This is a genomic window from Deltaproteobacteria bacterium (genome assembly GCA_016234845.1).
Lineage (GTDB): Bacteria > Desulfobacterota > Deferrimicrobia > Deferrimicrobiales > Deferrimicrobiaceae > JACRNP01.
The window spans coordinates 1-13,743 of sequence record JACRNP010000181.1 but is presented as its reverse complement, the minus strand read 5'-3'; the positions used below and the strand labels follow the sequence as shown (position 1 = coordinate 13,743).

13 protein-coding genes and 1 tRNA gene are annotated in these 13,743 nt (G+C 65.8%); 12 read left to right on the top strand and 2 right to left on the bottom strand.

From position 1 onward, the window contains the following. A partial coding sequence (locus tag HZB86_11660) for a hypothetical protein (GenBank protein MBI5906178.1) occupies nucleotides 1–229 on the top strand: 229 nt, incomplete at its 5' end. Nucleotides 230–231: 2 nt separating this feature from the next. Here the strand turns inward: HZB86_11660 and HZB86_11655 are convergent. Further along, complete coding sequence (locus tag HZB86_11655) at nucleotides 232–597, bottom strand: response regulator (protein ID MBI5906177.1); 366 nt, start codon at nucleotides 595–597, stop codon at nucleotides 232–234. A 157-nt stretch (nucleotides 598–754) separates the two neighbouring features. Between HZB86_11655 and HZB86_11650 the strand changes: the two genes are divergently transcribed. The 11 genes from HZB86_11650 to HZB86_11600 all read left to right on the top strand — a co-directional run bounded on the left by HZB86_11650 (nucleotide 755) and on the right by HZB86_11600 (nucleotide 11,409). Next, on the top strand, nucleotides 755–1,636 hold the full coding sequence (locus HZB86_11650; GenBank protein MBI5906176.1) for a phosphoribosylaminoimidazolesuccinocarboxamide synthase: 882 nt from the start codon (nucleotides 755–757) through the stop codon (nucleotides 1,634–1,636). Nucleotides 1,637–1,647: 11 nt separating this feature from the next. Continuing rightward, entirely contained in the window at nucleotides 1,648–3,087 is a 1,440-nt protein-coding gene (locus tag HZB86_11645) for an ATP-grasp domain-containing protein (GenBank protein ID MBI5906175.1), read from the top strand. A 19-nt stretch (nucleotides 3,088–3,106) separates the two neighbouring features. Next, the gene (locus tag HZB86_11640; GenBank protein ID MBI5906174.1) at nucleotides 3,107–5,089 is read left to right on the top strand and encodes a biotin/lipoyl-binding protein; all 1,983 of its coding nucleotides are present in this window, start codon (nucleotides 3,107–3,109) and stop codon (nucleotides 5,087–5,089) included. Between the two features lie 29 nt (nucleotides 5,090–5,118). Continuing rightward, the gene (locus tag HZB86_11635) at nucleotides 5,119–6,366 is read left to right on the top strand and encodes a TlpA family protein disulfide reductase (protein ID MBI5906173.1); all 1,248 of its coding nucleotides are present in this window, start codon (nucleotides 5,119–5,121) and stop codon (nucleotides 6,364–6,366) included. Continuing rightward, the gene (locus tag HZB86_11630) at nucleotides 6,357–6,971 is read left to right on the top strand and encodes a CoA pyrophosphatase (protein MBI5906172.1); all 615 of its coding nucleotides are present in this window, start codon (nucleotides 6,357–6,359) and stop codon (nucleotides 6,969–6,971) included. The genes HZB86_11635 and HZB86_11630 overlap by 10 nt, the downstream gene beginning before the upstream one ends. Continuing rightward, on the top strand, nucleotides 6,968–7,573 hold the full coding sequence (metW, locus tag HZB86_11625) for a methionine biosynthesis protein MetW (protein ID MBI5906171.1): 606 nt from the start codon (nucleotides 6,968–6,970) through the stop codon (nucleotides 7,571–7,573). The genes HZB86_11630 and metW overlap by 4 nt, the downstream gene beginning before the upstream one ends. Before the next feature lie 68 nt (nucleotides 7,574–7,641). Then, a tRNA-Ala gene (locus tag HZB86_11620) sits at nucleotides 7,642–7,717 on the top strand. Nucleotides 7,718–8,017: 300 nt separating this feature from the next. After that, nucleotides 8,018–9,193 (top strand): transporter substrate-binding domain-containing protein, encoded by a 1,176-nt coding sequence (locus HZB86_11615; protein ID MBI5906170.1) that lies wholly within the window; start codon nucleotides 8,018–8,020, stop codon nucleotides 9,191–9,193. Further along, nucleotides 9,124–10,356 carry a PAS domain-containing protein gene (locus HZB86_11610; protein MBI5906169.1) on the top strand — a complete coding sequence of 411 codons (1,233 nt, stop codon included), beginning with the start codon at nucleotides 9,124–9,126 and terminating at the stop codon, nucleotides 10,354–10,356. The genes HZB86_11615 and HZB86_11610 overlap by 70 nt, the downstream gene beginning before the upstream one ends. A gap of 4 nt (nucleotides 10,357–10,360) precedes the next feature. Then, nucleotides 10,361–10,723, top strand: a complete 363-nt coding sequence (locus tag HZB86_11605) for a response regulator (GenBank protein ID MBI5906168.1) — start codon at nucleotides 10,361–10,363, stop codon at nucleotides 10,721–10,723. A gap of 494 nt (nucleotides 10,724–11,217) precedes the next feature. After that, the gene (locus HZB86_11600; GenBank protein MBI5906167.1) at nucleotides 11,218–11,409 is read left to right on the top strand and encodes a hypothetical protein; all 192 of its coding nucleotides are present in this window, start codon (nucleotides 11,218–11,220) and stop codon (nucleotides 11,407–11,409) included. 267 nt (nucleotides 11,410–11,676) lie between these two features. On the opposite strand, the gene HZB86_11595 is transcribed toward HZB86_11600, so the two are convergent. Next, nucleotides 11,677–13,587 (bottom strand): PAS domain S-box protein, encoded by a 1,911-nt coding sequence (locus HZB86_11595; protein ID MBI5906166.1) that lies wholly within the window; start codon nucleotides 13,585–13,587, stop codon nucleotides 11,677–11,679. Nucleotides 13,588–13,743 lie beyond the last annotated feature (156 nt).

Here is a 13,743-nt window from a genome sequence, read left to right as displayed (position 1 = left end):
GGACCCCGTAACGGAACACCGGATCCAGGGGGCCCTGGCGGAGATCCTCCCCGGGCGGACCGCCCTGGTGGTGGCCCACCGGCTATCGACCGTCCTCTCCGCGGACCGGATCCTCGTGATGCACAAGGGGAAGGTCCGGGAGTCCGGAACCCACGGGGAGCTGCTGGCACTGGGAGGAATCTACCGGCGGCTGCACGCGCTGCAGTTCGAGGGGGCCGGGAACGGTTGACGCTACGGCGGCGCGTCGAGGATCTCCCGCAATTTGGCCGCCAGCGCGTGGGGCGTGAACGGTTTCTGGATGAGGGGGGCCCCGATCGAGGACGTCTCCTCCTCGGCGTACCCCGACATGAAGAGCACCTTCGTCCCGGGCCGCATGGCGCGCACCTGCCCGGCGAGCTCCACGCCGCCCATGTTCGGCATGATCATGTCGGTCAGGACGAGCGCGATCCGCCCGGCGAACTCCCGGCAGATCCGAACCGCCTCCTTCCCGCTCCCGGCGGACAGGACGTCGTACCCCTCGTTCTGCAGGAAGGCGCGGACCAGGGCGAGGACCGTGGCCGAATCCTCCACCAGCAGGATGGTCTCTTCCTTCCCCACGGCGCCTTCCTCCATCCGGGGTTCGCCCCGGCCGTATTTCCCCGTCTTATCGCATGCCGGGAGGCGGTTCTTCAGCCGCATCCGCCCCTTTTTCTTCTGATATAGTAGAAAACTTCAACCACCCCATCCGGAGGTCGGTATCGTGACGAATGCCACGGTGGTCGAGACGAAGCTCCCCGGGTTGACGCTGCTGGGACGCGGCAAGGTCCGGGACATCTACGAGGTCGAGGGCAAGCTGCTGCTGGTCGCGTCCGACCGGCTTTCCGCATTCGATGTCGTCATGCCGGACGGGATCCCCGGCAAGGGGGAGGTGCTCACCCGGATCTCCGAGTTCTGGTTCCGGCTGCTCTCCGACATCGTTCCCAACCACATGATCACCACCGACGTGGACGCGTTCCCGGCCGCCGCCCGCGCCTACGCGGAGACGCTGCGGGGCCGGTCGATGCTCTGCCGGAAGGCGGTCCCGTTTCCCGTGGAGTGCGTCGTCCGCGGGTACCTGTCCGGTTCGGGATGGGCGGAGTACAAGGAACGGGGGGAGGTGTGCGGGATCCCCCTGCCGAAGGGGCTCCGCGAATCGGACCGCCTGCCCGAGCCGATCTTCACCCCCGCCACCAAGGAGGAGAAGGGGAAGCACGACGAGAACATCACCTTCGAGCGGATGGTCCGCCTGGTGGGGAAGGATACCGCGGAGCGGGTCCGCTCCATCGTCCTCTCCCTGTACCGGAAGGCGGCGGCGTACGCGCTGGGGAAGGGGATCATCATCGCGGACACCAAGTTCGAGCTGGGGACGGCGGCGGGGGAGCTGATCCTGATCGACGAGGCGCTCACCCCCGACTCCTCCCGGTTCTGGCCGGCGGCCGAATACGCGCCGGGCGGGCCGCAGAAGAGCTTCGACAAGCAGTTCGTCCGCGACTACCTGCTGACGCTCCCGTGGAACAAGACGGCGCCGGGGCCCCGTCTCCCCGCCGACGTCGTCCTGAAGACCTCCCTCAAATACCGCGAGGCGCTTACGATCCTCACCGGCCGGGACATCGGGTAGGGCCTCCGGGTTTGGGTCTCTTCCGGAAGATATTCATCGCCAACCGCGGGGAGATCGCCTGCCGGGCCATCCGCCCGGCGCGGGAGCTGGGGATCCCCGTGGTGGTGGGGTACTCCGACTGCGACGCCCTCTCCCTCCACGTGAAGCTCGCCGACGAGGCGGTGCGCCTGGGGCCCTCCCCGGCGTCCATGAGCTACCTGGACATCGACGCGGTCCTGCGCGCGGCGAAGGATTCCGGCTGCGACGCGATCTTCCCCGGGTACGGCTTCCTCGCGGAAAACCCCGACTTCGCGGAAGCGGTCGACCGGGAGGGGCTGGTCTTCATCGGCCCGTCGGCCCGCGTGATGCGGATCCTGGGGGACAAGATCGCGGCAAGGAAGGCGCTTTCGTCTTCCGGCGTTCCGGTGACCCCGGCGCTGGAGGACGTCGACTCCGCGGAGAAGGTGATCAAGTTCGGCGACCGCGTCGGGTGGCCGCTCCTCATCAAGGCGTCCGCCGGCGGCGGGGGAAAGGGGATGCAGAAGGTCGCCTCTCCGTACGAGGTCGAGGAGAGCCTCGCCTCGGCGCGGTCGGTCGCGGAGAAGGCGTTCGGAAAGGGGACGGTCTTCGTCGAGAAATTCATCGAGGGGGGGCGCCACATCGAGTTCCAGTTCCTCGCGGACCGGTTCGGCAACGTCATCCACCTGGGCGAGCGGGAGTGCTCCATCCAGCGGCGGCACCAGAAGCTGGTCGAGGAGGCGCAAAGCTCCCTCCTCACCCCGGAAGTCCGGGCGAGGATGGGGGCGATCGTGGTCAAGGCGATGAAGGACATCGGGTACGAGACCGCCGGAACGCTCGAGTTCCTGGTCGACCGGGACGGGAAGTTCTTCGCCCTGGAGGTGAACACGCGGATCCAGGTCGAGCACACGGTCACCGAAATGATCAGCGGCTTCGACATCATCCGGAAGATGTACAAGATCGCCGCCGGCGACCGCCTGTCGCTGCGCCAGGAGGACGTCCTGCTGCGCGGGCACGCGATCCAGTGCCGGATCAACGCCGAGGACCCCAAGAACGGGTTCTCCCCCTCTTTCGGCCGGGTCACCTTCCTGCGGCAGATCAGCGGTCCGTTCGTCCGCACCGAGTCCGGGATCTACCAGGGCTGGGAGGTCCCGCCGTTCTACGACTCGCTGCTGGCCAAGATCTGCTCGGTGGGCAAGGACCGGGAGACGGCGATCCAGCGGATGCGGCGCGCGCTGCGGGAGTACGACATCTGGGGCGTCCGGACGACCATCCCCCTCCTGCGGCGGATCATGGACCACCCCGACTTCGTCTCGGGAAGGATCCACACCGGGTTCATCGAGGAGAACATCGCGGGGTTGACCGAGTACGCGGAGGCCGAGGAGGAGTTCTACAAGGTCGCCCGCTTCGTCGCCGAGGTCTCCGGCCTCGGCCGAAACATCCACAGCGGGTGATCCGGGGAACGGGCGCGCGATGATCGGAAGCCTGAAGAAAAAAGGGTACCGGAAGGTCCTGAAGACCGTCCGGGACGGGAAGGCGATCTGGCTCACCGGCACGGGGCCGCGCGACACCGGCCAGAGCGACTTCAAGAACCGGTTCACCCTCCACGACCTGTCCCGCCTGATGCCGATCTACGACGCGTCGGGCTACTTCTCCATCGAGGTCCACGGCGGCGCGAGGCTCCACCAGAACATGATGAACAACATGATCCACCCGTTCGAGGAGGCGCGCCACTTCTCCGAGCGGATGCCGAACGTCCTGACCCAGACGCTCATCCGCTCCACGAACGTCTGGGGATACCGGATGTACCCGCGGAACATCGTCCGGCTGGCGGTCGAGTCGTTCCTGCCGACGATCGACGTCTGGCGCTGCTTCGACTTCCTGAACTACGTCCCGAACATGGCCCCGGTGGCGGAGGAGGTGCTCCGGGGGGGAAAGATCTTCTCGCCGGCCATCTCCTTCACCGAGTCGCCGGAGTGCTCCGACGCGTACTACCTGCGCGTGCTGAAGGAGATCGTGTCGCTGTGCGGCGGGACGAAGGACATCATCCTGTGCGTGAAGGACATGGCGGGGGTGGGGAGCCCCGCCCGGATCCGCCGCCTGGTGGACGCGTTCCTGCAGAAGTACCCGGGGCTGGTCATCCAGTACCACCGCCACTCCACGGACGGCCTCGTGATCCCGGCGATGGCCGCCGCCGCCGAGGCGGGAGCGAAGCTGTTCGACGTCACCGACGACGCGTTCTCGCGGTTCTACGGCCACCCGCCGGTCCGGCCGCTGGTCCGGTACCTCCGGGAGCTGGGGTTCGACGTCCGCCTCGACCTTGCGCGGGCCGACGAGGCGTCGGACGTCATCCGCGGGTTCATCCGGCGCTACGAACGGTTCGAGTCCCAGTTCAAGGGATTCACGAGCGACGTCACCGTCCACCGGATGCCGGGAGGAGCGTTCCCGTCCTCCTTCGAGCAGGCCGAGAAGGGCGGGTTCCTGGACCTCATGCCGCACATCCTGAAGGGGATGTCGTACGGGAACCGGATCATCAAGTATTTCGACGTGACGCCCGGTTCGCAGATCACCTGGACCACGTGGGCGGGGATCCTCCAGCGGTTCCACAAGGAGGGCGGGGAGCACAACATCCGGCGGCTGTTCAGCGTCCTGGAGCGGTTCTTCGAATCGGGCGAACGGCTGGAGGCGCTTTCCCAGGCCGACGAGAACCTGCTGCTCCGGCTGTACGCCGGGGCGCCGTTCGGCTGGCCGAAGGACTGGGTCTACCGGAGCGTCTTCGGGGACGGGTGGGCCGCGAAGGTCAAGGCGGAGCGGGTCTCCTCGTCCCCCCTTTCGCTGCTGCCCGACGAGGACCTCGGGAGGGCCCGCGCGGCGATGGAGGCGGAGCTGGGCCGCCAGGCGACGCAGGAGGAGTTCCTTCTGTACCTGATGCACCCCAAGGCGGCGGTCGACTTCCTGAAGTTCCGGCGGCGGTTCGGCGACACCACGGTGCTCCCGACCGCCGTATGGCTCAACGGACTGCGAAAGCCGGGGGACCAGGTGGAAGTCCCGATCGGCGGGAAGCCGCACGTGATCCGCCTGGTCTCGATCGGGGAGGGAGTCGGCGGGATCAAGCAGGTGGTCCTGTCGGTGGACAACATCATGCACGTGTTTCCCGTGGAGCTGCCCGAGGCGGCGGCGGCGCGGAAGGCGGTCCGGAAGGCGTCCCCGTCGAACCGCGGGGAGATCGGGGCGACGGTCACGGGGACGGTGTGGCGGATCGGCACCAAGGACCGGGTGCTGACCGAGGGCGACCGCGTCCGGAAGGGCGAGGAAGTCATGAACATCGAGGTCATGAAGACGGAGAACGCGGTGAAGTCGGCGATGCCGGGCGTCATCCGCGAACTCTGCGTGAAGGTGAACGACCGGGTCGAGGAGGGACAGCTCCTCGCGGTGATCGACCCCGCCGCGGAGTGATGTCCGTGCCGGGAAGAAGGAGGAGCGAAATGAGGCGTCTTGCGGGATTCGTGCTTGCGGTCTGCCTCCTGCTCGCGGGAGGACCCGCGTCCGGGCAGGTGAAGGACATCCTGGGAAAGCCGGCCCCGGACTTCACGGGCGCCGCGCCGTTCGGTCCACCGGTTTCGATCGCCCAGTTCCGCGGGAAGGTCCCCGTCGTGGTCACCTTCTGGTCGATCTACTGCGCGACGTGTCTCGACGAGATGGCCGCGCTCCAGCGGCTCTTCGCCAAATACGGTCCCGGGAAGGTGGCGGTCGTCGCCGTGAACGAGGACGCCGACGTGGGCGTGGAGCGGGTCAAGGCGTTCCTGGACCGGTTCGCCTCCTCCCCGCAGGGGAAGTTCTCCTACCCGATCCTTTTCGACGCGAAGGGGGGCGTCCTGCGGGCGTACGGCGTGTCGCGCCTGCCCACGCTCGTCTTCGTGGACCGGGACGGGACGGTGCGGGAATTCATCGAGGGGTTCGAGCCGGGGCGGGAGACGGCGGTCCTGTCGGCCATCGAGAAGCTGATCGCGGCGGTGACGCCCGAGTCGCTCCAGGGGGTGGAGTCGGAGGTCGTCTACGACCTCTCCACGGAAGCTCCGTTGTGCGGGACGTACCGGGACGGGAAATGGTACCGGCCCCTGGACCTCGACGAGACCCGGCAGGACGTGGTGGCCCGCGCGCGGGCGGAAGGGGAGGAGGCGCTGCGGCGGGAGGCGGTCCGGCTCGCCCTGCTGCAGCTCGGCGTGTCGCTCCACTCGGACGAGCGTTCCACCGGATGCCGGGCCGGGTACGGCGTGGAGCTTCGATCCCAGTACCGCCGGAAGGACGCCCTCGACCGGTTCGCGGAGAAGATGAACCTGCCGCGGGTGATCGGGGTCGAGGCCCAGGAAACGATCGAGCGCGACCGCGATCTCTCCCTCTACCGGCAGATCCGGGTCCACCTTCCCGCGCTCCGGGAGCAGCTCGAACAGGGGGGATACTCGGTCCGGCGGAGCGAGATTCGAATCCGCTTCGCCCGTGCGACCCATTTCGAGGAGCACAATTTCGTGGAGGCCCTGTATTCCGAATATCCGTTCCTCTCCTCGGTCCGGCGCGTGACGTCGGAGCTGCGGGGACGGGACGAGTACGTCCTGGTGTCCCACGCCACCCCCGAGAAGGCCGTGGAGTCGATGCGCGGGATGAACGTCGGGGCGCGCCAGCTCTCCGTCGAGCTGGTCGGGGGGACGATCGCCGAGGTGTCGATGTGGAGGTGAATTCCCGGTTTCTCGCGCGGCTCCGGAGGGAACTCCACCCCGCCGATTTCGCCGCCGCGCCGCCGCCGGAGCTGCGCACCGCCGGGGTGCTCGTGCCCCTGCGGGTGGTCGGCGGAGAGGTCGTCGTCGTGCTCGCGCGGCGGACCGAGCGGGTGCCGCACCACAAGGGGCAGGTCTGCTTCCCCGGGGGGAGCCGCGACGCGGGCGACCGGGACCTGCTGGCCACCGCTCTGCGGGAAGCGGAGGAGGAGCTGGGGATCCGTCCGTCCGATGTGGAGCTCCTGGGCGCCATGGACCCGGTTCCCACCGTGACCGGCTTCTTCATCCAGCCGATCGTGGCGAGGATCCCGGAGGCCGCTTCGTTCCTGCTCGACCCGTTCGAGATCGCGGAGGTCTTCGACGTCCCGCTGTCGGTGTTCACCGATCTTTCGCGGTATCGCGCCGCCGGGACGACGTTCCTGGGGGAACCGTACCAGGTCTACTTCATCGACTACGGACGCCACACCATCTGGGGGGCGACCGCCCGCATCCTCCACAGCCTGGGAGAGCTCGCGATGCGCCCCGGGCTCCGCGCGGAGGCGAGACGCGCCGGAGGCGCCTCGTGACGGCGGAAGGGACGCGGATCGACCACGACATCATCCTGGAGCTCATCCCCCGCGGCGCGCGGGTGCTCGACCTCGGTTGCGGCGACGGATCCCTCCTCGAGAAGCTCGTCCGGGACAAGGAGGTCGTCGGCCGGGGGATCGAGATCTCCGACGAGGGAGTCCGCGCCTGCATCGCCCGGGGGTTGCCCGTCCTGCAGGGGGACATCGACCGGGGGCTGGAGGACTGGCCCGGGCAGTCGTTCGACTACGTGATCCTCAACCAGACGCTCCAGGCGGTGATGCGCCCCGACGTGGTCATGTCCGAGATGCTCCGCGTCGGGAAGAAGGCGGTGGTCGGCTTCCCCAACTTCGCCTTCTGGAGGATCCGCGCGTACCTCCTGCTCAAGGGACGCATGCCCAAGACCGATTTCCTGCCGTACGAGTGGTACGACACCCCGAACATCCATTTCTGCTCGGTCGACGATTTCGAGGAGTATTGCCGCCGGTTCTCCCTTCGGGTCTCCCGCCGCATCTACCTCACGAGCGACCGCGGGGGGCGGGTGCTTTCGGGGGTCATGCCGAACCTTTTCGCCGAATCCGCGGTCTTCCTCCTGTCGAAATAAGGGGCGCGCGAGGAGATCCCCGTTGCAAATTCCTCCATGATCGGTTAATCTTCTTCGCTGCATATCGTGGGGCTGTAGCTCAGCTGGGAGAGCGCCTGAATGGCATTCAGGAGGCCGTCGGTTCGATCCCGATCAGCTCCACCAGAAAATCCAAGGGCTTCCGGACCTCCGGGGGCCCCTTTTTCGTTTTGAAGTGTCTACCGGATTCGAAAATTGACCCGGCAACAGGCAAAATCGGCATCGGTCCGTCTGATTCGAATGGGCGGCCACAAGAAATACCGCTCGAAATCCTTTCATTATGGCTAAACTGAGAGGACTGTGCATCGCGAAGGGGTCCGAGCGAGGATTATGTTCAAAACGGATACGAAATGCCGTTGCGGAATCTGGTCGTCCTTCTCCCTCCCGGTTTTCGTCATCAGCGTTGTCTTCGTCGCAGCCGGTTGGGTGAACGGCACCTGCATTGCGTCAGACAAACCTCCCGTAATCCGTGCCGGAAGCGAACAGGATTTCCGGCCGTACGCCTTCACGGACAAGGATGGTCAGCCGACCGGTTTCGGCGTGGAACTGCTCAAGGCCGTCGCGGACGCGATGGGGTTGCCCATCCGCTTTACCTCCGGCCCGTGGGACCAGGTGTGGAACGAACTGGTCAAAGGAGAAATCGACGTACTGCCGGTTGTCGCGCGGACCGCCGGGCGCGAGCCGCTCGTGGACTTCAGCCTGCCGCACACGGAAACGTTCGACGCGTTTTTCGTGCGGGAAGGACGACCGAAGTTGCCGAGCCTTGCCGCCGCCGCGGGCAAGGAGATCGTCGTGCTGCGCTCGGACGCGGCCCACCACGAACTGGTCGAGCGGAAGTTCGCCGGGAAGGTGATCCCGGTCGAATTCATTCCGGACGGGCTCCGGCTGATCGCCGCGGGCAAGCATGACGCGATGCTGTGCTCGAAGCTTGTCGGGGTGCTCGAAATGGGGCAGGCCGGCGTCAAGGACGTCCAGCCCGGTCCGCCGATTCCCGACTACAAACGCGTCTTTTCGTTCGCCGTGAAGAAAGGCGACGCCGGCCTGGTGGAAAAACTCAACCAGGGGCTGCTGATCCTCAAGGCCAACGGCCGATACGACCAGATATACCGGCGCTGGCTGGTCGCTGAAGAACCATGGCGCAAGTTCCAGCCGTATTTCATGGCGACGCTTGCCGGCCTCGTTGTGCTGGGCGTTGTGGTGGTCTTGCTACAGTGGCTTGTGCGCAAACGCACTCGTGAACTCGCGGTTGAGCTGGCCGAACGTCGCAAGGCCGAGGCCGCGCTCCAGCAATTGAACGCCACCCTCGAACAGCGCGTTGCAGAACGCACGGGTGAGCTGCGCGAGAGCGATTCGCGGCTCGCGATGGCGGCAAGCGGGACCAGAGTCGGAATCTTTGACAGGGACCTGAAGACGGACGAGATCAAGGCGACGGAACAAACCGTGCATCTGCTTGGCATGGAACTTCCCACCACCACCACCCCCCCACCACCACTCTTTCCCGGCGCTACAAGTATCGCGACTGGGCTGAACGCGTGCACTCCGAGGACCTGCCCAGGGTCGAGGCGGAGATGCGGAAATGCATGGCCGAACGCGCACCGTTAGAGACCGAATACCGGGTCATTGGCCGCGAGGGCAACGTGCACTGGCTAGCCACACGCGGTTTGTTCCAATACGACGACCAGGGTTTGCCCGACCGGCTTCTGGGTATCCTCATGGATATCACCGGCCGCAAGCGGGCCGAGGAGGCGGTGGCTGCGGCCCAACGGCAAATCCAGAACATCATCGACAACACACCGGCCCTCGTCTACGCGGTCGATCTGGAAGAACGCTTTGTGTTGGTGAATGCCGCCCTCGCTGAGCTGCTCAAATCAACGCCGGAACAGATGAAAGGTAGAAGACGTCATGAGTTCATGCCCAAAATGGACGCGGACTGGCATGAGGCAAACGATCTCAAAGCGATCGAGGCGGGGAAGGCGCTGGAGCTCGAGGAGTACAGCCTGCTCGAAGACCGCTCGATCACTTGGCTTACGACGAAGTTTCCGCTTCGGGACGCGCAGGGGAGGATCTACGCGGTCGCCGGAATCTCCTCCGACATTAGCAGTCGCAAGCGGACCGAGGAGGCGCTTCAATCCGCGTTGGCGGAAAAGGAAGTGCTGCTAAGAGAGCTGGCGCATAGGACCAAGAACAACATGCAGGTCATCTGCAGCCTGATGAGTCTGCAGGCCGCGACGTTCGCCGACAAGCACATGTTGGGCGTTCTTTCGGATACCCAGGACCGAATCCGGGCGATGGCGCTCGTCCACGAGAAACTCCACCGATCCGGAAATTTCGCCTCGCTCAACATCAAGGATTACGCTGAAGACCTTTTGAAGACCATCCTTGGAGCTCATCACGTGACCGGGGGACGCATCAGGACGGAAATCACTCTCGATGACGTTTCCGTTTCCATCGACTTCGCACTTCCTTTGGGATTGATAATCAACGAGCTCGTGTCGAACTCTCTCAAGCACGCCTTCCCCGGCCCGAAATCGGGGGCGATCTTCCTGTCGTTAACGCGTCGCGGAGAGCAGATGGAGATGAGATACCGGGACGACGGCCCCGGGTTGCCCCGGGACTTCGACCTGTCCCGAATCCGTTCGCTGGGATTGAAGTTGGTGCAGAACCTCGCGACGCTCCAGCTTCGCGGGACGATAGATATCCGGCTTGGCTCCCAAACAGAATTCGTGTTCACGTTCGGCGAGATGACCCAAGCGGTCGGAGGTTAAAGCTATGCCCAAGAAAGTGCTCATCGTCGAAGACGAGATCATCAATGCGATGGGGTTGGCGACCATGTTGCCGATGTGGGGATGCGAACTGGTGGGTATGGTGACCAGCGGAGAGGCCGCCATCCAGGCCGCGGAGGCGAAGAAGCCCGATGTGGTCCTTATGGATATTGCCATCCATGGTTCGATCGACGGGATAGGCGCCGCGCGCGAGATCGTCGGCCGCCTCAAGATCCCCGTGATCTTCATGACGGGCTACGACGACGAGGATACAATTAAAGCAGCCGAAGAACTTAAGCCGCTAGCTTTCCTGAAAAAGCCATTCGAGCCGGCCCGCCTCGCAGAGCTCCTGTCGCGGGAGGGCGCATAGGCGCTTTCCGGGATCGAGATGGTGTTCAGCCTTTCCGCCTGCTCCCGAATGTGGCTCCTCTCCAGAGACATGTAGATCATTGTCGTCTGGATGTCGGCATGCCCCATCGCCTTCATGATTGCGAAGGGATCGGCGTCGGATAACGCCGGTGGTACCAGTCCAGTTTCCCTTCGAGCATCTTGCCCTTGGTCGTGGAATCCATCTCCATCTCTCCGCCGAGAAGCTGTCGGCAAACTTTCCTCCGGTCTTGGCGTCGCTGATCCTCAGGTAATACCCGGTCAGCCGGACCATGTCGTTCTCGCCGAAGTAGCCGAGCCGCGCGGCAAATGCGAGGTCTGCGATCATCCCGGTGGTCGTCGTGCGAACCTTGGCCCCGGTTCGTTCCTTCCCTTCCACCGGAGTCCGTTCCGGAGTAGCATATAAACGTGAACGGATGTACGGCATGACGAGGCGCCCCGATCGCCGGATGCGATCCGGCAGGAAGGGGAGCGGTGATGGAGCGGTTCCTGTCCGGCGTCTTCGTCGTCCTCCCGGTCCTCTCCGGTTCGGCTTCCGCCGGGGAACTCCACGGAATCGAGAGTCCCCACGCGAACCCATCCTCCTGCCCCTCGTGCCACACGAAAGTGCCCTCCGCGGAGGATGCCGCCGCGGGGCGCTTCTCCCTGCGGGGGGAAACCATCGACTAGACCTGCTGCATCTGCCACGTCTCCCGCTGCACGCCGCTCGTCGGGGAGAAGAACCATCCGTCGAACATCAACCGGTGGAATCGCGAGGAACTGAGGGATCCCGCCACCCTTCCCCTGAATGACGGATACATCACCCTCCTTACATGCCATTTCCGGAACAGGCCGGACCGGGCGGATTACAAACGGGTACGGATCGTCAGGATCGAAGGGGATCGGGTCGACTGGTCGGGACTTTGCCGGGATTGCCATTCCCACCATTGACGGGAGTCAGGCGTCGAGGACCTCGCGCACCTTGACGGACAGGCTCTCGGCGGTGAACGGCTTCTGGAGGAACGCGATCCCGTCGTCGAGCACGCCGTGGTGCCCGATCGCGTCGTCGGTGTACCCCGACATGTAGAGCACCCGCGTGTCGGGCCGGAGCGGCCGCAGCCGTTCGGACAGTTCCCTTCCGCTCATCTTCGGCATCACGACGTCGGTCAGCATCAGGTGGATCGCCCCGCGGGGCGCCTCCGACATCAGCAGCGCCTCCCGTCCGTGCCGCGCCTCGAGCACCGTGTACCCGTTCATCCGGAGGATCTCCCGGGCGAGAAGCCGCACCACGTCCTCGTCCTCCACCAGGAGGATCGTCTCGGTCCCCGGCGACGCAAGGGTCGTTGGCGGACGATCGACTCCCGCCGGCGCGAGCGCGCCGTTCCCGACCCTCGGCAGGTAGATCCGGAAAACGGAGCCGCTTCCCGGCGCGCTGCTCACCCGGATATGGCCCCCGCTCTGCTGGACGATTCCGTAGACGGTGGCGAGCCCGAGGCCGGTCCCCTTTCCCTTCTCCTTGGTCGTGAAGAACGGCTCGAACAGGTGCGCCTGCGTTTCGTCGTCCATCCCGTGCCCGGTGTCCTCGAGCGAAAGGAGGACGTGCGGCCCCGGGGCGACCGGCGGGTGGGCGGCCGCGTAGGAGGGCGACAGCTCCACGTTGGCGGTGGTGACGGTGATCCTGCCGCCGTCGGGCATCGCGTCCCGGGCGTTCACCGCCAGGTTCGCGATCACCTGCTCCACCTGCCCCGGATCGGCCTTCACCTGCCCCAGCTCCCGGCACAGCTCCAGGGAAAGCTCGATGTCCTCGCCGATCAGCCGGCGCAGCATGTGCCCCATGTTGGCGACCACCGCGTTCAGGTCCAGCACCTTCGGCTGCAGCACCTGCCTCCGGCTGAACGCCAGCAGCTGCCGGGTCAGGGCCGCGGCGCGGTCGCCCGCCTTCCGGATCTCCTCCACGTCCTTGCGAAGCCCGGAGTAGTCGGGCAGCCGGTGCAGCAGCAGGTCGCAATAGCCGGATATCGCCGTCAGGAGGTTGTTGAAGTCGTGCGCGACACCGCCCGCGAGCCGGCCGACCGCCTCCATCTTCTGCGAGTGGCGGAGCTGCTCCTCCATCCTCCGGACGTCGGTCACGTCGCGCTTCACGCCGACGTAGTTCACGACCTGCCCCGACGGGTCCCGCACGGGGGAGATGACCGCCTCCTCCTCGTAGAGCGTCCCGTCCTTCCGTCGGTTGATGAACGTCCCCCTCCAGACCTCGCCGCGCCCGATGGTGCTCCAGAGCTCCCCGTAGAACTCCGCGTCGTGACGGCCGCTTTTCAGGACGCTCGGGTTCCGCCCGAGGACTTCCATCCGACCGTATCCCGTCACCCGTTCGAACGCGGGATTGACGTACTGGATCGCCCCCCGGGTGTCGGTGATCACGATGCTCTCGCCGGCCTGCTCCACCGCCATGGTGAGGCGCGCCCGGGACTCCTCGTTCGCCTTCCGGGCCGTCACGTCCATCAGGATCGACATGATCCCGTAGATCTCCCCGTCCTGCCGGCGCAGGGGGGACGTGGAGACGCTCACGACGATCGGCGATCCGTCGGCCTTCCTGCGGTGCAGCTCCGGTTCGGTGAACACCTCCCCGCGGAGGGCACGCTCCCGGAGGCCCTGGAATTCCGCCTGCTTGTCCGCCGGGACGAAGGGGAGCCGATTCCCGACCGCCTCCTCCTCGGTCCACCCGAAGATCCGTTCGGCGGCCGGGTTCCACATCGTGACCACCCCCTGGGGGTCGAAGGTGACGATGGCCAGCGGGGAAGCCTCGATCAGCGTGCCGAGGACGCGGTTCGCCTTGAGGAGCTGGTCGAAGGAGACGGTCCGATTCATCAGAATCCTCTTCGGAAGAATCCGGGAAAACCTTTAGAGCCGGGGAACCGGGCGCCCACGGTTTGACTTGCGGCCGGGGCTGATGTTTATTGGTGGACAAGACACATCCCGCGAGGTTTCCATGCGCGTCCGCCACTTCCACGTCCGCCCGAACAT